This window comes from 'Prunus avium' virescence phytoplasma (assembly GCF_050916135.1).
GTDB classification, from domain to species: domain Bacteria; phylum Bacillota_I; class Bacilli_A; order Acholeplasmatales; family Acholeplasmataceae; genus Phytoplasma; species Phytoplasma ziziphi.
In genome coordinates, this window is record NZ_CP069156.1 from 566,101 (window position 1) to 586,469 (window position 20,369).

22 protein-coding genes, 3 tRNA genes and 1 pseudogene are annotated in these 20,369 nt (G+C 21.3%); 3 read left to right on the plus strand and 23 right to left on the minus strand.

Annotation, left to right across the window (positions count from 1 at the left end):
• Positions 1 to 122: 122 nt before the first annotated feature.
• The 3 genes and pseudogenes from proS to JNO41_RS02710 all read right to left on the minus strand — a co-directional run bounded on the left by proS (position 123) and on the right by JNO41_RS02710 (position 3,297).
• Positions 123 to 1,546: pseudogene (gene proS, locus JNO41_RS02700) on the minus strand (proline--tRNA ligase).
• Between the two features lie 125 nt (positions 1,547 to 1,671).
• Positions 1,672 to 2,826, minus strand: a complete 1,155-nt coding sequence (gene metK, locus JNO41_RS02705) for a methionine adenosyltransferase (RefSeq protein ID WP_121463715.1) — start codon at positions 2,824 to 2,826, stop codon at positions 1,672 to 1,674.
• Positions 2,827 to 2,946: 120 nt separating this feature from the next.
• Positions 2,947 to 3,297 carry a cold shock domain-containing protein gene (locus JNO41_RS02710; protein ID WP_121463716.1) on the minus strand — a complete coding sequence of 117 codons (351 nt, stop codon included), beginning with the start codon at positions 3,295 to 3,297 and terminating at the stop codon, positions 2,947 to 2,949.
• A gap of 144 nt (positions 3,298 to 3,441) precedes the next feature.
• Between JNO41_RS02710 and JNO41_RS02715 the strand changes: the two genes are divergently transcribed.
• Positions 3,442 to 3,515, plus strand: a tRNA-Thr gene (locus tag JNO41_RS02715).
• Positions 3,516 to 3,588: 73 nt separating this feature from the next.
• Positions 3,589 to 3,663 (plus strand) — tRNA-Gly (locus JNO41_RS02720).
• 79 nt (positions 3,664 to 3,742) lie between these two features.
• On the opposite strand, the gene rpsO is transcribed toward JNO41_RS02720, so the two are convergent.
• The 14 genes from rpsO to JNO41_RS02790 form a co-directional block, all read right to left on the minus strand.
• Positions 3,743 to 3,973 carry a 30S ribosomal protein S15 gene (gene rpsO / locus JNO41_RS02725; RefSeq protein ID WP_121463717.1) on the minus strand — a complete coding sequence of 77 codons (231 nt, stop codon included), beginning with the start codon at positions 3,971 to 3,973 and terminating at the stop codon, positions 3,743 to 3,745.
• A gap of 45 nt (positions 3,974 to 4,018) precedes the next feature.
• Positions 4,019 to 4,342 carry a cyclic-di-AMP receptor gene (locus tag JNO41_RS02730; protein ID WP_121464240.1) on the minus strand — a complete coding sequence of 108 codons (324 nt, stop codon included), beginning with the start codon at positions 4,340 to 4,342 and terminating at the stop codon, positions 4,019 to 4,021.
• A gap of 56 nt (positions 4,343 to 4,398) precedes the next feature.
• A complete protein-coding gene (gene trhA, locus JNO41_RS02735) occupies positions 4,399 to 5,040 on the minus strand; it encodes a PAQR family membrane homeostasis protein TrhA (protein WP_121463718.1) in 642 nt (213 codons plus the stop codon).
• A gap of 46 nt (positions 5,041 to 5,086) precedes the next feature.
• Positions 5,087 to 5,515, minus strand: coding sequence for an HIT family protein (locus JNO41_RS02740; protein ID WP_121463719.1), 429 nt, complete (start codon positions 5,513 to 5,515; stop codon positions 5,087 to 5,089).
• Positions 5,516 to 5,656: 141 nt separating this feature from the next.
• Positions 5,657 to 6,607 carry a ribonuclease HIII gene (gene rnhC / locus JNO41_RS02745; RefSeq protein ID WP_121463720.1) on the minus strand — a complete coding sequence of 317 codons (951 nt, stop codon included), beginning with the start codon at positions 6,605 to 6,607 and terminating at the stop codon, positions 5,657 to 5,659.
• A 47-nt stretch (positions 6,608 to 6,654) separates the two neighbouring features.
• Positions 6,655 to 7,305 (minus strand): uracil-DNA glycosylase, encoded by a 651-nt coding sequence (locus JNO41_RS02750; protein ID WP_121463721.1) that lies wholly within the window; start codon positions 7,303 to 7,305, stop codon positions 6,655 to 6,657.
• A 10-nt stretch (positions 7,306 to 7,315) separates the two neighbouring features.
• Positions 7,316 to 7,882, minus strand: a complete 567-nt coding sequence (locus JNO41_RS02755; RefSeq protein ID WP_121463722.1) for a signal peptidase I — start codon at positions 7,880 to 7,882, stop codon at positions 7,316 to 7,318.
• 419 nt (positions 7,883 to 8,301) lie between these two features.
• Positions 8,302 to 9,549 (minus strand): SbcC/MukB-like Walker B domain-containing protein, encoded by a 1,248-nt coding sequence (locus JNO41_RS02760; RefSeq protein WP_432729395.1) that lies wholly within the window; start codon positions 9,547 to 9,549, stop codon positions 8,302 to 8,304.
• The gene (locus tag JNO41_RS02765) at positions 9,498 to 10,091 is read right to left on the minus strand and encodes a hypothetical protein (RefSeq protein ID WP_432729397.1); all 594 of its coding nucleotides are present in this window, start codon (positions 10,089 to 10,091) and stop codon (positions 9,498 to 9,500) included. The genes JNO41_RS02760 and JNO41_RS02765 overlap by 52 nt, the downstream gene beginning before the upstream one ends.
• Positions 10,088 to 11,689, minus strand: a complete 1,602-nt coding sequence (locus JNO41_RS02770) for an ATP-binding protein (RefSeq protein WP_432729399.1) — start codon at positions 11,687 to 11,689, stop codon at positions 10,088 to 10,090. The genes JNO41_RS02765 and JNO41_RS02770 overlap by 4 nt, the downstream gene beginning before the upstream one ends.
• A gap of 59 nt (positions 11,690 to 11,748) precedes the next feature.
• Entirely contained in the window at positions 11,749 to 12,147 is a 399-nt protein-coding gene (locus tag JNO41_RS02775; RefSeq protein WP_432729401.1) for a DUF4194 domain-containing protein, read from the minus strand.
• Between the two features lie 84 nt (positions 12,148 to 12,231).
• Positions 12,232 to 13,029: an HAD family hydrolase gene (locus JNO41_RS02780; RefSeq protein WP_121463725.1), complete on the minus strand. Its 798-nt coding sequence runs from the start codon at positions 13,027 to 13,029 to the stop codon at positions 12,232 to 12,234.
• A gap of 202 nt (positions 13,030 to 13,231) precedes the next feature.
• Positions 13,232 to 13,316 (minus strand) — tRNA-Leu (locus JNO41_RS02785).
• A 108-nt stretch (positions 13,317 to 13,424) separates the two neighbouring features.
• Entirely contained in the window at positions 13,425 to 15,050 is a 1,626-nt protein-coding gene (locus JNO41_RS02790) for a DAK2 domain-containing protein (protein ID WP_121463726.1), read from the minus strand.
• Positions 15,051 to 15,326: 276 nt separating this feature from the next.
• On the opposite strand from JNO41_RS02790, the gene rpmB reads away from it, so the two are divergent.
• Positions 15,327 to 15,515: a 50S ribosomal protein L28 gene (gene rpmB / locus JNO41_RS02795; RefSeq protein WP_121463727.1), complete on the plus strand. Its 189-nt coding sequence runs from the start codon at positions 15,327 to 15,329 to the stop codon at positions 15,513 to 15,515.
• A gap of 72 nt (positions 15,516 to 15,587) precedes the next feature.
• On the opposite strand, the gene JNO41_RS02800 is transcribed toward rpmB, so the two are convergent.
• From JNO41_RS02800 to JNO41_RS02825, 6 genes are all read right to left on the minus strand, one after another.
• Entirely contained in the window at positions 15,588 to 16,490 is a 903-nt protein-coding gene (locus JNO41_RS02800; RefSeq protein ID WP_121463728.1) for a phosphatidate cytidylyltransferase, read from the minus strand.
• Between the two features lie 2 nt (positions 16,491 to 16,492).
• Positions 16,493 to 17,041: a ribosome-recycling factor gene (locus JNO41_RS02805; protein ID WP_121463729.1), complete on the minus strand. Its 549-nt coding sequence runs from the start codon at positions 17,039 to 17,041 to the stop codon at positions 16,493 to 16,495.
• Positions 17,013 to 17,756 carry a UMP kinase gene (pyrH, locus tag JNO41_RS02810; RefSeq protein WP_121463730.1) on the minus strand — a complete coding sequence of 248 codons (744 nt, stop codon included), beginning with the start codon at positions 17,754 to 17,756 and terminating at the stop codon, positions 17,013 to 17,015. The genes JNO41_RS02805 and pyrH overlap by 29 nt, the downstream gene beginning before the upstream one ends.
• Before the next feature lie 90 nt (positions 17,757 to 17,846).
• The gene (gene tsf / locus JNO41_RS02815; protein WP_121463731.1) at positions 17,847 to 18,686 is read right to left on the minus strand and encodes a translation elongation factor Ts; all 840 of its coding nucleotides are present in this window, start codon (positions 18,684 to 18,686) and stop codon (positions 17,847 to 17,849) included.
• A 203-nt stretch (positions 18,687 to 18,889) separates the two neighbouring features.
• Positions 18,890 to 19,672: a 30S ribosomal protein S2 gene (rpsB, locus tag JNO41_RS02820; RefSeq protein ID WP_121463732.1), complete on the minus strand. Its 783-nt coding sequence runs from the start codon at positions 19,670 to 19,672 to the stop codon at positions 18,890 to 18,892.
• Positions 19,673 to 19,909: 237 nt separating this feature from the next.
• Positions 19,910 to 20,368, minus strand: coding sequence for a dUTP diphosphatase (locus JNO41_RS02825; protein ID WP_121463733.1), 459 nt, complete (start codon positions 20,366 to 20,368; stop codon positions 19,910 to 19,912).
• Between the last annotated feature and the right edge of the window lies 1 nt (position 20,369).

Below are 20,369 nucleotides of genomic sequence, written 5' to 3' on the forward strand. Positions count from 1 at the left end.
TATCTTTTTTTATATAATTCAAAAAAATTATAATATTCATCAAATCAAATTAAAAAACTTTGAAAAAATAAAAAAAATTATTTTAAATTATTTTTATTAATAAAAAATAATGACATAAAATTTTAATAAGCTCTAGCGAATAAAATAGTTTGATTAGCTTTCTTTTTAGTTACAGGGCATATTTTAGTAATTAATTTTTGTGAAACAATAACTCTAGCTGTCGCTCCTGTTTCTTCTTTGATAATTTTTTCTGCTTCATTCTCATAAACACTCATTTTAATATAGCCTTTATTTTTAAGATTTTTTTTAAAATCTTCATAAGTTTCAACTTCTAATATGTTTTCATTTAAAAAATTCAAAGCTTTTTGAAACATTTCTTGATGAATAGTTTTTAATAAAATACAAATTTCTTTCAATAAAGACTCTTCTTTGATTATTTTTTTTTGAAAATTATGTCTTGTAAAGATTGTAATGTTATTTTCTTTTAAATCTCTTAATCCTAATTCTATTCTCAATGGAATACCTTTTAATTCATAATGACTAAATTTCCAACCAATATTTTTATTTTGATTATCTAAAACAACTCTATATTTTTTAGATAATTGTTTATATAATTGATTAGTTTTTTCTAAAACTTCTTCGTTTTGAGATTGAACAGGAATAATAACTATTTGGATAGGGGCGATATAAGGAGGTAAAACTAAACCTTCATCATCTCCATGAATCATAATCATAGCTCCTATTAATCTTGTAGAAATCCCCCAAGAAGTTTGTTCAGCAAATTGAGTTTCTAAATTAGAATCTTGAAATTTAATTTGAAAATTTTTAGAAAATTTATTTCCTAAATAATGTGAAGTTCCGGCCTGAAGAGCTTGTTTATCGTGCATTAAAGCTTCAATAGAATAAGTCCATTCAGCACCTTTAAATTTTTCTAATTGTGTTTTTTTTCCTGAAACAAAAGGAATAGCTAATAATTCTTTTCCTAATTTTTATATAAATTCAATATTGTAATAGTTTCTTTAATAGCTTCTTTTTTAGTGGCATGAACTGTATGTCCTTCTTGCCATAAAAATTCTTTACTTCTTAAAAATGGTTTAGTAGTTTTTTCCCAACGTACAACATTACACCATTGATTAAATAATTTTGGTAAATCACGATAAGAAAATATTTTTTTTGCATAATATTGAGAAAATAATACTTCTGAAGTAGGTCTTATAATTAATTTATCTAATAATTTTTCTTTATTAACTTCTTCAATTGTAATAACTTCTGGAGAAAAACCATCAATATGTTCTTTTTCTTTTTTAAATAAATTTTCAGTAAATAATAAAGGGAAATAAACATTTTGATGATTAAGTTTTTTTAATCTTTTATCTACGAATTCTCTAATAAATTCCCATATAGCATATCCATAAGGTAGATAAATAAAAAAACCTTTAATATCTGAATAGTCAAGCAATTCTGCTTTTAAACAAATTTCTTGATACCATTTGCCGAAATCAAGAGAACGTGGAGTTATCTCTTTAACAAATTTAGAATTTTTCATATAAAATAATTTCCTTTTTATTATCAAAAATCAAATTAATTAAAAAATCAGAACAATATTTGCTGACTAAAGATATTAATCAAAAAAATTTCTAAATAATATAAATAATTTTTAAAAATAATTAATTAATTTTGTTCTTTCAATAATTTAGAAAAAAGAGGAACTTGATCTATTTTTTCCCAAGAAAATAAATTATCATTATGTCCAAAATGACCTTCACGAGAAGTTATTTGGAATAAAGGTTTTTTCAAATTTAATATTTTAATTATTCCTTGCGGAGTTAAATCAAAATTTTGTTCAATCGTTTCAAGAATTAAATTTTCCGGAACTTTGTTCGTGCCAAAAGTATTTATAAATAAACTAACAGGTTTATCAAAAGATATGATGTAAGATAGTTGTATTTCACACTTATCACATAAACCAGCAGCAACAATATTTTTAGCTAAATATCTAGCCATATAAGCACCACTTCTGTCAACTTTAGAAGCGTCTTTGCCGCTAAAACAACCGCCTCCATGACGCACTTCTCCACCATAAGCATCTTGAATTATTTTTCTTCCTGTTAAACCTGTATCAGCAGCGGGGCCTCCAATAACAAAACTTTTAGAAGGATTAATAAAAAAATTAGTTTTTTCATTAATTAAAACGGGATTAATTATCGGTTCGATAACATATTTTAAAATATTCTTTTTTAAAAATTCTTGTTCAATATTTTCTTCGTGTTGAGTAGACACAACAATAGAGTCTATATAAAGTGGATTATTATTTTCATCATAAACTAAAGTAATTTGAGTTTTACCATCTGGTCTTAAAAAAGGTAAGATTTGTTTTTCTCTAACTTCAGTTAATCTTAAAGATAAATTTCTAGCTAACAAAAAATTTAAAGGTAAAAAAAGATCAGTTTCTTTTGTTGCATAACCAAACATTAAACCTTGATCTCCTGCTCCTTTATTTTTGACAATTTTTGTTAATTCTCTTGATTGTTCATGAATAAAATTTAAAATAGATATTTTTTGATAACAAAAATTTTCGCTTTCTTTATTATATCCAATTTCTTTAACAACATTTTTGATAACATTTTCAATATATTCTGAATCAAACTTAAATAAAGTTTTTATTTCTCCTAAAACAATAACTATTTGTTTTGTTACTACGGTTTCGATCGCTACTTTAGATTCAGGATCTTCTTTTAAAAAAGAATCTAACAAAGCATCTGAAATTTGATCCGCTATTTTATCCGGATGACCTTTTGTAACTGATTCGCTACTAAATTTTTTCATAAAATATTCCTAATTATTTTAATTCTTTTTTTAATTAAAAAAAATTTTAATAAATTCTTTTTAATTAAAAAAAGATTCATTGAATCTTTTTTTAATTAAATATTAATTTTAATACAAAAATTAAACTACAACTATTAAACAAGCTTGTTCTTTACCATTTACTAATTTGATAAAAAATTCTACTTTATCATTTTCTTTTAATTTTTTATATTTGCTATTTTGATAATGTCCTGGAAGTGGTTCTGTATTACCTTGTACAATGTTATTAGAGTGACAAAATAAATCATCTTCTTCTCTTGCTCTTTTGTCAACTAACTGTTCTATTTCTGAATTGTCAATCCCAAATTGTTCAGCGATTTCGCTAAATGGTAATTCACCGATAGGTGTTACTGATTTAATAAAACCAAAACTTTTTTCGAAATTGTACCATTTTACGCAACCTTGCCATTGAACTTTTGTTTTATTTTTCATTAATTAATTTTAAAACTCCTTTTTTTATAATTAGATGAAACACCTTTTTTATTATATAATAAATACTAATAAAATAAACATTTTATTATATTTTAAATTCATTTAATATGATAAAATTAATTATAATTAATATTATAAACAAAAGCCTTTATAGTTTAATGGAAAAACATGTCAATGGTAATGACAAAATACAAGTTCGATTCTTGTTAAAGGCACCAGTATAATTTGATATTATAAAATATTTTTTTATGTTATAATTTAAAAGTAACCATTTTTATAAATTAAAAAATCGCGAATGTCGTATAGTGGCTATTACTTATGCTTGCCAAGCATAAGACGGGGGTTCGATTCCCCTCATTCGCTCCAAGAAATAAAAATAATAAAAAATAAAAATCATAATTATAAATAAAAAAGCTATCTTAAAATTTTAAGATAGCTTTTTTATTTATAATTTACTTTTAGATTTTAAATATTTAAGAAAAATAGTTCTTTTTTTATTTTTAGTTAACAAACCACGTTTAGAATGAAAATCAAATGGATGTTGTTTTAAATGTTTATTTAATTCTTCTATTTCATTAGATAATAAATCAATTTGTGCTTGTATGGAGCCAGTATTAATCTCAGAATTAGTAGCCTTTAAAATAATCTCTTTTTTTTGTTCTTTATTTAAAGCCATATATCATTTTTTCCTTTCAAAACTCTTCTATGCAATGAATTAAATTTATATTTTTAAAAATTGTTCTATATCTAAAATAAAAACAGTAACTCCTCCAATAGTAACTTCGGAAGATAAAGGAGCGAAAACACTCATTTCATTTAAAATATTATTAGGAATTAATTGTGTTTTAGTTTTAGAAAATTTTCTAAAAATATCTAAAACTTTTTCAACCTTTTCCTTTTTTATACCGATAACAAAAGTAGTATTAGTTTCTTTTAAAAAACCGCCTTTAGTAGTTAATCTAGTATTAAAAATATTTTCTTGATTTAAAGATGTTTGTACTTTATTAGCGTTTTCATTAGAAATTATAGCTATAATTAATTTCATTTCATTATCCATATTAATATTATATATTATTTTTTAAAATAAAACAATTCATTAAATTAGTTCAGTAACAAATGAATAGAATAAACATGACATAAATTACCTAAAATTACAAATAAATGCCAAATAAAATGATAATATTTTTTATATAATTCGTTATAAAATAAAATTCCGGCACTATAAAAAACACCTCCTAAAAATAAAAATAATAATATATTATTATCTTTCTTTACAATGTCCCATGAGTCGAATATAACCCATATACCACTCCAACCTAATAATAAAAATAAAATCAAATGAATTTTATCGCCTTTGTTAAATTGAAATATTTTCAAAAATATTCCGATCAATATTACAAAAGATTGCGAAATACAAAAAATTAAATTAAATAAATTTGTATTTTTTGAAGAAAATAAAAAAGGTAAAAAACTACCCCATATTAATAAATAAATACAAATATGATCGAATCTTTGAAAATGTCTTTTAGCTTTTGTAAAAGATAAAGAATGATATAAACAACTCATTAAATAAAGCATAAACATAGTAAATGTTAACAAAAATAAAGGAAATTGAAAACCTTTGTTATTACAAAAAACACAAAAAATAACAATACTAAAAGGAACCATTACACCATGAGAAACAGCATTAAAAATTTCTTCAAGTATAGTTTGTTTTTCGGTTTTTCTTTTTGGCCATTTCATAATTTTTTAAACCTTTTCAAAATTTTTTTATAATTTTTATTTAAAATTATAAATTTATTTTTCTAAATTCATACAGAATGTTTGTTACAATCGTTTGATAATCATTTTCTTTCATTTTATTAATATTATCAGGTAAAATAATTTTAATTTCATCACTAGAAAAACGAGGTAATAAATGAACGTGGTAATGGAATACTCTTTGCCCTGATATAAAACCATTATTATTTAACAAATTAATGCCCTGACAATTAAAAGTTTTAATTAAAATTTTACTTATTTTTTGGACCACGCCAAATAAATGTCGAAAAACATTTTCAGGAACTTCTTCAATAGTTACGTATTCCTCTTTAGTAACAACTAAAGTATGACCTTTAGTAGCTTGCATAATATCTAAAAAAGCAATAACTAATTCATCTTCATAAATAATGTAACCTTTAATTTCTTTTTTAATAATTTTAGTAAAAATAGTAGACATATTTATACCTCTAATTTTATATAAAAACTTTATTTTAATAAATAATAAAAATTATTTTTTTTATTATTTATTAAAATAATGTAAATTCATAATTACTTTTAAAATTTTGATATTTCAATTTCAATAAATAAAAATATTTTTTTATTTAAAATATCTTTTGATATTTTTAAAATTACATTTGGCTATTTTTTGAAAAAAAATAAATTCTTTATTTTTTTGATAAATTTCATTTATTTGTTGATCTACTGTATAACCTGCTCCTAAACGTAATTTTATACCTATTTTATTACTTAATTTATCCATTTCCTCTAAAAAAATATTTCTAGCTATAATAGAAGCTAAAGCTACACTTAAATATTTAGATTCGGCTTTAATTTCGAATATAATTTTTTTATATACTTTTTTTTCATTTTTTAAATAATTAAAATAATTTTGAGGACTAGCAAACTGATCTAATACAACCATTGCATCTTTATTTATTTTTTTTAAAAGATCTAAAATAGCTTTATTATGTAATAAAGCTTTGATATTATTTAAATTATATTTTTGATTTAAAATATTATATTCAGAAGGAGATAATATTTGAACTGAATAAGAAATTTTATCTTTTACCATCAACATTATTTGTTGAATTTTACAATTTGAAATTTTTTTAGAATCTCTTACCCCTATTTGTTGTAAAAAAGGAATCTGTTCTTTTGTTACCAAAGCGGAACAAACAATAATAGGACCAAAAACATCTCCTATTCCTACTTCATCTGAACCAATAATGTTTTTATCGTTTATATCATCTATTTCTTCATTAAAATGCATAATATCTTTATTATTTGGAATTTTAAAATTAGTCAAATTATTTAATGATTTATCAAAATTTAAATACAAAAGTTTTCTTATATATTCGATTTCATCACTAACATCATTTCCTTGAATTAAACAAGTGCCGTTATTATAACATGTTATTCTAATTTTTGATTTTTTTATTATTAAATAAATATCCTTTTGAGACCCAGACAAAATAAATTTTTCATAACTTTTTTTTAATGTTTCGAACTGTTCTAATTTTAAATTTTTAAAAACATGTACTCTTCTCATACAAAAACCACCTTTAAACAAATTAAGATAAATAATAAAGTTTTATTTTATTTATTCAAATCCCAATCAATAGGTAAGATTTTATTTTTGATTAAATAAGAATTAGTTTTAGAAAAAGGTTTAGAACCGAAAAAACCTTTATAAGCTGAAAGGGGTGAAGGATGCGGACTTTTTAAAATATAATTATTCTCTATATCAATATATTTAATATATTCTTGGGCTAATTTTCCCCACAAAATATAAACTATTTTTTCTTTTTTATTTAAAAATTTAAAAATATTTTTAGTAAACTCTTGCCATCCAATATTTTGATGACTTAAAGGTTTACCTGCTTCAACTGTTAAAATACTATTTAATAAAAAAACACCTCTTTTAGCCCATAAAGTTAAATTATTAGTTTTAGAGATTAAATTCACATCATCTCGTAATTCTTTAAAAATATTTTTCAAACTAGAAGGAGTTTTTTCATTTTTAACACTAAAAGATAAACCATGAGCTTGATTTATATTAAAATAAGGATCTTGCCCTAATATAACTACTTTAACATCTTTAAGAGGAGTCATAACAAAAGCTTCGAAAATGTTTTTCAAAGGAGGATAAATTTGTTTTTTTATTTCCGATTCAACTTCTAAAAAATTAATTATATTTCGAAAATATTTTTTTTGTCTTTCTTGATAAATGAATTCTTTCCACGTCATTTTATCACTATTATTTATAAAGATTATTTTTTTTCTTCGAACTTAAAAATAAATTTTTCAATAAAAAAGGCATATTAGAGAATATAAACAAAATCAAAAAGAAAAAACATAAAAATGTTTTAAAATAAGAAATAGTAAAAATATGTTTCGCTAAAATACCATCGTATTTCGTAGAGGAACTATCTTTCTTTTGATTATTATCTCCTTTTGTTTCAATTGTTTTTAATTTAGTATTATTGGATACAACCCTATGAATAATAGGTATACCATCAGTCATATTTTTATTTTGAAAAATGACAATATCGCCTATGACAATATTTTCTTTTTCTTTATCTGGAATTTTCTTAACTACAACAATATCCTCTTTTTTTATTAAAGGTTCCATACTTCCGCTTGCAACTTTATAATAATCAATTCTAAAAATGTCCAAAATTTTCTCAGGACCCCAATAGATTCTGCAAATAGATACCACAAATAAAAAAAGACAAAAAATATTTAAAATTAAATTAATAACAAACACGACGCTTCTTAAAAAATAATAAATATATTTTTTATAATCATTTGTATTTTGAAACATATATTTTTATTTCTACTTTCATAATCTAATTATATTAAATAAAAGATGTTAATATAAATAATTTAATAATATTTTTTCATAAATAATAAAAAAATTATTATTAAAAATAATATATCGAAAGTTAAAAAAGAAAAAATATCAAAAATAAATTCTAAAATTTATAATCTGAAATTCAATTTAACTACTTAAGCTAATCTATATTAAACTTTATAAAATAAAAAATAATTTAAATAATAAAAAATTAATATAAAAAAATAAATTTTTTTGTCTCAAAATTTAAATTATACAAATAAAATCATAATAACAAAAATAATTATATAAACATTTATAAAACAATATTAGAAATCTAAAAGTGAATATATTTTAAATTTCTTTTATAAAGTTTTCTACAATAGCATAATTTTTATCTTTAACAACAATTAAATTAGTTTTGACGTGAGGTAAAATATTGAAAATTCTTTGAGGAGGAATTGCAATAAAAATTGTATTTTTAAACTATTGAAAAAAGACATCATAGCATCTATTCTATTTTCGTCCATATTATTAAAAGCTTCATCAAAAAATACTAAACATCCTTTGGATTCACCATTTTCTGCTAATAATTGTTCAAAACAAATAGCGATAATAATATAAAAAGGTACTTGAGTTTCTCCTCCTGATTTTTCTCTAAAAATTTTAGAAAAAAAAGAAAAATTACCATCTTTATCATAAATTTTAATATCATAATTTAAATAATTACGATAATCTAAAAATTGATAAGATATATTCTCATATTCTTGTTCAAAAGACATAATCTTTTGAAATAATTCATTCAAAACAATATCTTTATAAGATAAATTATTTTCATCCAATAAATCATTTTGTTCTAATTGATGTTCTTGTATATCTAATTTATTTTCTTGTATAAACAAAGAATAATATTTGTGATATTCAGGTTCCTCAGAAGGTTTAGTAATAATCTGATAATAATCTTCTCCGAAGGGTCTATTTTTTAAAATCTGATTTAAATTTTGAATTTGTTGTTGTGATTCTATAATACTTTTTTTTAATTTATTAATAAATTCTTCTTTAAAAATAATTTCTGTTTTTATAGTTAATTCTTTGGCTTCTTGTTCATATTTAACTAAATTTTTTGAACTAATTAAATTGTATTCTTTCGCGAAAAAATCAAAACTTTCTGGCTTAGCTTCGATATTTAACAAATTATAATTATCAATATATGTTTTCATAGCAAATATAAGATCAGTATTTAAAATATTTTTTTGTTTTTCGATGCTTTTTAAATTTTCTTGAATACTTTTAGAAATCATTTCATAATTATTCGGATATTCATTTAAATAATTATGAATTTGCACAGAAGCAGCTTCAATATTCAAAATTTCTTTTTTTTCTTCTTCAAATAATTGTTCTTTATAAAAAATTAACTCTTCTTCTAAATTATTAATTTGAACAATATTTATTTTTTCTTTATTTTGATATTCCGCAATTTGCAATAAAATTTGTTCTAATTTTTGAGTTTTTATTTTTTTTTCTTCTTGAGTTTCAAAGATATTATCTTCTAATTTAGTTAAATCAGGATTTAACTGTAATTGTGTTATTTTTTCTTCAATATTAACTATATTTTCCTCTTTTTCTTTTTGTTGTTGAAAAAAGACGAAAAATCCCAATTAACAATAGAAGACATTTTACTTTTTTTTATAAAAGAAATAATATTTTCATTCTCTCTAAAATAATTTTGTTTATTTAAGAATTCTTCAGTTTGTAAATTTAACTCATTTAAAATAATATCCTTACGTATTTTAAAAGAATTAAAACCTATATAAGGAATTTTATAAATTTTAGGATTTAATTTTTTAGCAGTATAATTACTATAAATCATTCCAGAAGGAGTAATAGCTGTTTTATGATTTTTTAAATTCTCAATATTTAATTCACATTTTATATGTGATAATAATATCTTAACATACTTTAAAACATCTTTATTATCACTAGAAATATGTGAAGCCAAACTATCCAAATTATTAGGTATATCAGGTATTTTTTCGATATTAACTAAACCTACATCATAAATTTTCAAATCATCTTGTAATTTTTCATAAATTTTTAAAGCTGAATCGAAATAACGATGATCTATAATTAAATTGAATTTTCTAACACCTAAAAAACCTTCTATAGCGTTTCTCCATAACTCATCTTTGATTTCGATCAACTCGCACAAAGGATAAACAAAAATATTTTTATTATATTTATTTTTAATTTTTCTTTTAATAAATTATTGATTTTAAAAAAATGATCATTTTTAGAAACATAATTTTGATTAATCATTTCTAATTCATAATTATTTTTATTAATTTTCTCTTTTAAAAGAATCATTTCTTTATTTAAAATATTTTGATTAATATTAATATTAATTATTTTTTGAGATAAATAATTAGATATTTCAGCAAAATCTTCTTTTAATATAAAATTTTTTTGTTGTCTAGAATTTTGCAAAAAAGAATTTATTTTTTGAATACTCTCTTTTAAAAAATTTTCTGGATTTAAAGCAAACAAATTTTCTAAAATGACAATTTCTTCTGCTAATTGTTTTTTTAAAATATCTATTTGTTCTTGACTTTCTTTAACAAATCTTTGATCCTTAGTTAAATCTTTTTGCAAAGAATATAAAACAGAGCCTAAATTATTTTGAATCTTATTAGTTTGTAATTTTAAAATATAATCATTTAAATATTCTATAGATTCATTATATTTTTTTTTATTCAATAATAATTCAGATAATTCTTTATTAATTAATTCTTTTGTTTTAATTGTATTTTCTAATTTTTTTTCATTTTTTTTAACTAAAACCATTTTTTCTGTTAAAAAATAAATTTTCACTTGAACATCTATTTTTTTCAAATTTTTATGAATTTCTATAATTTTAGCTAATTCTTTTAATTTTATTTTTTCTATTTCTATTTGAGATTCGATTTTTTTTAATTGTCTAACGTTATTTTTTAAACCACTAATATTAATAGGATTTTCTTCTAATAAAAAATCAAAAATAAATTTTTGTAAATTCAAAGCTTTAAAAGCTAAAGCTTTCGGTAATATTTTTAAGTATTTAGAAATATTAATTTGTAAATATTTACCAACTGCATTTTGATATTGTTTTTTAGTATCAAAGAAATTAAAATCTTTATTAAAAGTCCTTAAATAATCACGCATATCTTTAATATTTCTTATTTGATCATCAAATGAAAAAATATCTTTTTTTAAATTTATATTAGAGACAAGATAAAATTTTTCTTTTAATAAACCTCTATAAGGTAATTCCAAAACACAACCTAAAATAGTATATTCTTTTTGAGTTTCATCGTAAAATTCTAAAGCAATATGAGTAATAACATCATTATTTCTTACAAATTCTTTATTTTCAAGACCGATTTTGCCTTTAATATAACTTTCTAAAGAACGCTTTGCATTTTCGTTAGCAGCTATATTAAATTTAACACCATTTCTTTCGCCTATCAAAACATATTGTAAAGCGTCTAATAAAGTAGATTTACCTGACCCATTTTCCCCTGAAATTAAAATATTATCTTTAATTTCTATATCTTGATAAGAAAATAAATGCCAATTGATTAATTTTATTCTAGTTAATTTTTCATTTTCAGCTTCATCAAAATCCGAATTTAATAATTTTTTATATTGTTCGACCATATCCAAATCAATGACATAAATAATAGAATTATAAATTGTTATGATCGAGTCATCAGATAAATCATTATCTATATAATTGATAATATTATATCTTCTAAATAACATTAAAATATTTCTTATTTTTTCTTTAGTTAATTTTTTAACTTCTTTATAAACAATACTGTTTAATTTATGATAAATATCTTGTAAATATATTGTAATAACATTACCATAATTAGATTTAATTTCTCTTTTTGTTGAAATAAAATACGTAAAATTAATAAAATAAGGCTTTCTTCTTTTCTTAATTTTAATTTATTAAAATGATTTAAATTTTTAATCAAAATAACTTCATCGTATTTTTTAATTTCTAATTGAAAATCAGAAAGTTTAAAAAAAGAAGAAAATAATTCTTTATATAATAAAATAAAACGATAATCATTGGCGTCTTCTATTTTTTGAATAGTTAAATAATTAACTTGAAATAATTTATTCACAATTTTAGAAAAAATATTTTTCTCTTGTTCTTTTAAAATTTTAAATTTTTCTACAAAAATATAAAATTCTTTTGTCTTTTGATCCATTGAAAAAATCCTTCGCTAATTAATGAATAAGAAAAAAATTATAAAATAAAAATTTATTTCATAATTTTTTAAAATAATAAATTATTAAACTAAATCATGTTTTTTAAAAAAATCATACATTTTATCATCGATAATATAATCGGATATTAAATTCGCTTGTTGTCTAACTTCTTCATATTCGCAATTACCCATCGCGATACCTATATCAGCGCGTTCCAACATTTCTTTATCATTACAACCGTCTCCTACACAAATTACTTCGTAACCAGGATATTTTTCTTTAATTTTTTGAATTCCATGAAATTTATTAATATTTTTCATTGTCAAATCAACATGACTATCCCAATAATAAGTTTTGAACAAATCTAACTCATCTAAAAAAGATTTCATTTTTATTTTTTCTTCTCCGAACAAATTCAACATAAAAACTTTTTCTTTTAAATAAAATTCATTATCAACAGAAATATCGAATTTTGTTTGCCAATATTTAATAATTTCCGTTTGATGTAATTGATCTTGATAAAAACACGATGATTTATCCATGCTTATAGCCGCGCCTACAAGTTTATATTGAGAATGCAATTTAACTCCTTCTAAAAATTTTTTAATATAATCAACAGGAATCGGATTCTCATCAATAATTTGTTTATCTTCTAAAACTAAAGCGCCATTAATCAAAACTAAATATTTAAAACAAGGTAATAAATCACTAATAACATCTAAATTAGCATGATTTCTTCCAGTAGCGATACCTAAAACTATATTAGGATTTTTAGACAACTCCTCGATTAACTTCTTAGTTTGTGGTAAAACTCTTTTTTTTTCATTACAATACAAAGTATCATCTATATCAAAAAAAAATAATCTTTTTTTAATAATAATAAGGCCTCTTTCTTTTTATTAATTTTTTTATAATAATTTAAAATTATAACAAAAAATAACTTTTTTTGAATAAAAAAACAAAATTACTTTTAATAACTTATACTTCAACACGAACATATCTTGTTAAATTAATTTCAAATTTATTTCAGAATTAAAATTATTAAAAATAATTTTGTTTTATTTATTAATAAAATTTAAAATGTGGTGTGGATAATGAGACTCGAACTCATAAGAATAAAATTCACATATCCCTCAAACATGCGCGTATACCATTCCGCCATATCCACAAAAAAATAATAAAACAAAATCTTATTATTTTTTTAAAATCTTAAAAATTTATATTTTATTAGCGAAAAAATAAATTCTAAGTATTCAAAATAAATCAAAAATTAATATTATTCTAACACAAAAACATAAGGATAAATATTATTATTATTTTTAATTTTCTCTATTTCTAAATTAGGAAATTCTTTTTCCAAAAATAATTCTATTTTTTCTAAATTTTTCTCAAATACATTTTCTTTATGATAAAAAATAGTCAAAAAATTATTTTTCGAACTAATCATTTTTTTTAATAAATTTTTAACTAATAAAATTAAATCTTTATCGCTTTCTATAGTTTTATTTTCGAAAATTGATGAAAAAATATCTAAATTAATTTGTTCTTTTTTAAAATTCAAAATCTTACCTAATTTAACCTTTTTCATATTTTTTTGAATATTATCCAAATTTTCTTTTAAAGAAATAGTTTTATTAAAAACTAAAAGAGCGCTATAAATTTCATGAATACTTTCGGTCGGTATAATTTGTATTTTAAGTTGAGGATATAATTTACAAACTTCCTCGATAATAGAGATTACTTTAGGTTCATTTGGAAATAATACTATATTTTCGGCATCAACTTTATTAATTATTTTGTTCAAATTTTCTATTGAAAAATCTTTTGTCTTTAAATTAATAACAAAATCAGATTGTAATTCTTTCAAAGTATCAAAAACTTCTTTCTCTTCGTATTCAGAAACAAAAGTAATAATAGAATATTTAACTAAATCTTCTTTATTTTCGTTTTTATTATTAGCAATAAATTCAGAATGTTGTTTTTTCATATCATCAACTTTTGATTTTATCAATTGACCATGCAATAATAAATTCTGTAAAACATCATCTGGATTATTAGTATGAATATGAATTTTTAATAAATCATTATTTTTAAATAAAATTAAAGAATCTCCATAATAACTCATTTGTTTTTTGTAATTATTAATATCGAATTTATCTAAATTATTTAATTTAATAATAAATTCTGTACAATACTGATTTTTGAAATCACTTATTTCATGAATATCATGATTCGATTTTAAATCAAAATCTTGAACATCATCATTTTCTAATTCAACATTATCTAAATATAATAACATTCCTTCTAAAATGAAAATAAAACCAGCCCCACCGCTATCAACTACTTTTGATTTTTTTAAAACAGGTAATAAATTAGGAGTTTTTTGTAAAGAAATTTTAGCATTTTCAATAGTTATTTGGATAACTTGCTTAATAGTTTTAATTTCTTCTTTTTGTTTTACAGTTTCTTCGATAGATTCTCTTAAAACAGTCAAAATAGTTCCTTCTACTGGTTCAATTACTGCTTCATAAGCTTTTTGGTAACCATTAACCAAAGAAGAAATAAATTCTTCAACATTAATTTTATTCTTTTGTAAACGATCAATGTAATCATGAATTCCAGAAAAAAATTGTGATAAAATAACTCCTGAATTTCCTTTCGAACCCATTAATAAAGCATCAGCTAAAACTTTAGTTACTGTAATAATAGAAGAATCATTTATTAATTGAAGTTTTTTAACTCCTTCCATCATAGTCATTTGCATATTAGTACCAGTATCGCCATCAGGAACAGGAAAAACGTTTAAATCATTGATTTGTTGGTGATTTTTTTTCAAATTAAAAGCGCCGTTTATAATCATTTTTTTAAATAAATCGCCATCTATAATTCTGTATTCTGTCATTTTATATTATAAAATCCTTTATTGTTTTGATAATTTATATTACTAATTATTTCGATAAATTAAAAATAATTATTTATATTATTTTAATTTTTTTAAATAAATAAAAACTAATTATATTATAACATAGTTGAAATATTTCAAAATATTGTTTTAAGATTGAATAAAACCTTATATATCTTAATTTATAAAAACTAAATATGTTTTTTTAATAAAAATATATTATAATAAGAGATATATTACAATTAAGATTAGAACAAGGATAAAAGTAAAAATATTATGAGTAAATGTTATATTACACAAAAAACAACATTATTCGGGAATAGACGTAGTCATGCAATGAACGCTACTAGAAGAACACAAAAAGCTAATTTGCAAAAAGTAAAAATTATAAATGAAAAGGGTGTAAAGATAAAAGTTTACATATCAGCCCGCGCATTAAAAAAATTAAAAGTACAAAGAGTTTAATTTTTTAAAAAAAATTCAAAATAAAAAATAAATAATATTTTTTTATTTTGAATTTTTTTATTTTTTAACTTATTATTTTAAAGAAATATTATTATATATATAAGGATAACTTAATAAACCTATAACACAAAAAGATAAAAATAATAAAGAATCAAAACGATCTAATAAACCGCCATGTCCTGGTATTATACTTCCGAAATCTTTAATTGAAAAATCTCTTTTCAATTTAGAAGAGATAAGATCTCCAAATTGAGACATAATGCAGCTAAAAAAAGTAAAAAACCAAAATGGTATCGTTTTAAATCCGAAACAACATAAAATAATAATAAACGAAACTATAACACCACAAAAAAAACCTTCCCAAGTTTTTTTAGGACTAACACTCGGATATAAAAGATTTTTACCAAATAAAATTCCGCCTAAAAAAGCGAAACTATCACTAGAAATAGTAATAATAAAAAGATAAAGAAACCATTTATAATCTAAACAAACTAAAGTAAAAAAACAAGCACTAGAAAAAACAATATATAATAAAATTAATAAAAAAAAATTTAAATTTTCTGTTCTAAACTTATGAATAAATAAAAAACATATCCATAAACAAATCAAAAAAAACAAAAAACAAAATAAAAAATATTCTTGCGCAAATATTTTTTGTAATAATTTTATAATCGGTTGTTCTTCAGACGAAAAAACCGATCCATCGTTCTTGTTATGAAAAAAATTCAACAAAAAAGATAAAAAATAACAAAAAAATAAAAAAACAAAAATAAACAAAATAATTTGTAAAAATTTACTTTTTGTTAATTTCGTCGCATTTAATACTTCTTTGACAGAACCTATCATAATTACAAAAATACCAAATAAACAAAAATTAGTAAAAAAATTTAGATCAGAAATACAATAAAAACATAAAGTTATTAAAAATAAAACTAATCCAATATAAATTTTGTTAAAAGATATTTGTTTTTTCATTTTTAAATTTTCAACAATTCATTTTTTTTCTTAATTGTATCTGTATCAACTAATTTAATAAATTTATTATTTAAATTTTGTATATCTTTAGAAAAATGATCTTCTAATGTATCTGTTTCATTTAATTTTGTTTTTTTACCTTGACGAATAATATTTCTTATTGAAATTTTAGCTTGTTCTGCTATTTTATCAACTTCTTTAATTAAAATTTTTCTTTTATCTTCTGTTGGCCGCGGAAAAACTAATTTTACAACTTGACCATCATCTTGTGGCGTTATTCCTAAATCAGAATTTAAAATAGCTTTAGAAATTTCTCCAATAATACTATTGTCAAATGGTTTAATATTAATTTGGTTTCCTTCTGAAACGCTAATAGTACTAATATTTTTTAAAGACATTTTTTCATTATAATAATCAATAGCTATTTTATCTAAAATTTTAGGATTAGCTATCCCTGTTCGAATATTAGTAAATTTAGATAACATTACTTCTTGAGCTTGTAACATTTTCTTTTCTAAATTTTCAAAAATTAACTTCGCTAAATCTTTCATTTTTATCCCTCTTAGAAGTGATCAAAGTACCTATTTTTTCTTTTAAAATAATTTTTTTAATATTTCCTTTTATATTCATATCAAAAACTAAAATATCAACCTTATTTTCCCAACACAAAGACACGGCAGTCATATCCATAATATTTAATCTTTGAGCTAAAATTTCTTTATAATCAATTTGTTTTAATAAAAAAGCATCTTTATGTTTTTTAGGATCTTTATTATAAACGCCTTCGACACCATTTTTTGCCATCAAAATAACATCTACATCCAATTCTACTGCTCTAAGAGCTGCAGCAGTATCTGTTGAAAAAAAAGGTAAACCTAGCCCAGTTCCTAAAATCAGAACTCTTCCTTTGTTTAAATGTCTTAAAGCTTTTTCTTTGATATATGGTTCTGCAACCGCAATAACAGGAAAAGATGTCATCACTCTTGTTTGAATTTTTAAATTATTTAAAGCATCTTGTAAAGCTAAAGAATTAATAAGAGTTCCTAGCATTCCCATATAATCAGAACGACTACGTTCCATTCCTAACTCTTGACCTACCAAACCACGCCAAATATTACCAGCACCAACAATAATTACAATTTCGATACCTAAGTTTTTAATTTCTTTTATTTCTTCAGCAATTGCCTTAACTATTTGAGGATTAATGTTAAAATCTTCTCCTTTTAATGCCTCTCCACTTAATTTTAAAAGAATCCTTTTGAACATTAATTTACTCCTTTTAAGATAAAAATTCTTTTCTTAATATTTATCTTATTTTTTTATAATAATAAACAAAAATTAATTAATTTTTAAAAATCATTTTTTTCCCACTTCGAAACAATAATAAGCAATAATATCAGTTTTGTTATGTGCTAAATATTCTCTTATGTTTTGATTACTTTCCATATAAAAAGGTTGTTCTAATAAACAATTTTTTTCGATTAAAGCGTTTAAATTATTTTCTATTATTTTTTCTAATAATTGATCCGTCAATGGTTTACGACTATTCTTTTGTTTAATTTGTTCTAATAAATTTTCTTTTTCTTTATTTATAAAATCGTTATCTACTGACTCTTTATTTAAAAATTTAGGTTTCATACCAACTATATGAACAGGCAAATGTTCTTCAGCGTCAGCAGAAGATTTAGTTAAATGAACTAAAGAAGAAATTTTTCCTCCTTGATGTTTATAAAAACCAAACCCTTCTTCGTCTTTTTTATAAATTATTTGAATGCGTGATAAAACAATTTGTTCTTTAATAATAAAAGTTTTTTCTGAAATTAATTCTTCAATGCTTTTTCCGTTCCATTGATATCTTAAAAAATCATCTAAATTTTTAATAGAAGAATCAGCTTCTAATAAAATTTTTTCTAATTGATTATATAAATCAATAAAATGTTCATTTTTAGCTACAAAATCTGTTTCAGTATTCAACTCATATAAAATAGCTTTATTGCCTTTAACAACGACATTCGTTAAACCTTCTAAAGTTTCTTTCTTTTTATCCGGATTATAAGAAAAAATACCTTTTTTTTTCAATAATTCAATTGCAGCTTCAATATCTCCTTGAGTCTCTTCTAAAGCTGTTTTACAATGAGTTATTCCTGCTTGTGTTTTTTGTCTTAATTCTTTGATCATTTTAAGTGTTATTTTCATAATTTTTTTATTTCCTTTTTTATTTTTTAAAAACTAAAAATTATTTTATTTTAAAATCGTAATTAAAAAATATTTTACTTAATTTTAGATCAAATTATAAAAAATTTACATAAAAAAAGATGTTATTAGACATCTTTTTTTATGTAATACATTTTAATTAAAATATAATTAAAAAACTTTAATGTAACATATAATAAAAAATATTATTTTATACTTGGTTGTTTTGATTCTAATTTTTCTTTTTCTTTTGTATTTTGTAAATTAATTTTAGCATTATTCATGCTTGTCTCAGCTTCAACTACAGCATTCGCGATAATAGAAGTTACTAACTTAACTCCTTTGATAGCGTCATTATTAGCAGGAATAATATAATCAACTAAATCAGGGTCACAATCACTATCAATAATACCAAAAACTTTAATATTTAATTTACGTGCTTCAGTAATAGCTATTACATCTTTTTTAACATCTGCAACAAAAATAGCTTGCGGTAATTGATTCATATCTTTAATTCCGCCTAAAAATTTTTCTAATTTTTCTCTTTTTCTTGTTAAAGTCATAATTTCTTTTTTAGATAAACCAGACCATAAACCATCTTTTTCTTGTTTATATAAATCTTTTAAAAAATTAATTCTTTTAAAAATAGTTTGAAAATTAGTGAAAGTTCCGCCTAACCATCTATATGAAACATAATATTGTTTTGCTCTTTCAGCTTCTTGTTGAATAATTTCACGAATTTGTTTTTTTGTTCCTAAAAATAAAATTTTGCCATTATTTTTAATTAATTCTACTATTTTAACATAAACAGATTCAATGGCTTCAATTGATTTCCTAAGGTCTATAATATGGATTCTATTTCTTACAATAGGTACTCCGTTTTCGTTTGAAAAAAGAAAAGGTTTCATTTTATAGTGACATTTTCTTACTGCGCTACCAAAATGAATTCCTGATCCTAATAATTGTTTAATAGAAACGACAGATGACATAAAAGCGAAAATTAACTCCTATTTAGATTTTTATAAAAATTTAGAATATTTAAATTATCAATGATAAATAAATTTTTAAAAAAATTAAACTCATTATTAATCTAAAATCTTAAATAAAATTCAATTTATATTATTAATTTTATATTTTTTTAAAAAATATTTGTTTAATCCTAATCTAATTTATTTTAACATATTTTTATTTTTTTATAATTTAAATTTGAATTTATATTAAAATTTTCAATTAGTACTTCCGAATCCATTTTCACGAATCTTATTACTTTCGACTGAATCATCATTAGTCAAATAAAAATCTTGTAAAATTCCTTGCGCTATTCTTTCATTTTTTTCAATACTTACTTCTTCATTAGATAAATTATATAAAGGAATAAAAATATGTCCTTCATTTTTTAAATTATTATAATAATCACTATCTATAATGCCTACACTATTAGGCATAATTAACCTTTTTTTTAAATATAAAGAAGATCTAGGATAAATACACAAAACTTTATTCGAATCGAAGCAAGCTTTTATCCCTGTCGGAATCAAAACTAATTCTTTAGGTTTGATAATAATAGAAATAGCAGATTCGAAATCATATCCTGCGCTAAAAATAGTTTGTCTTCGAGGTAAATTAATACCTTTATCTTTAAAAGAAGTTACAATTTTGAAAAAAAATTTGACTTTATTATTCACA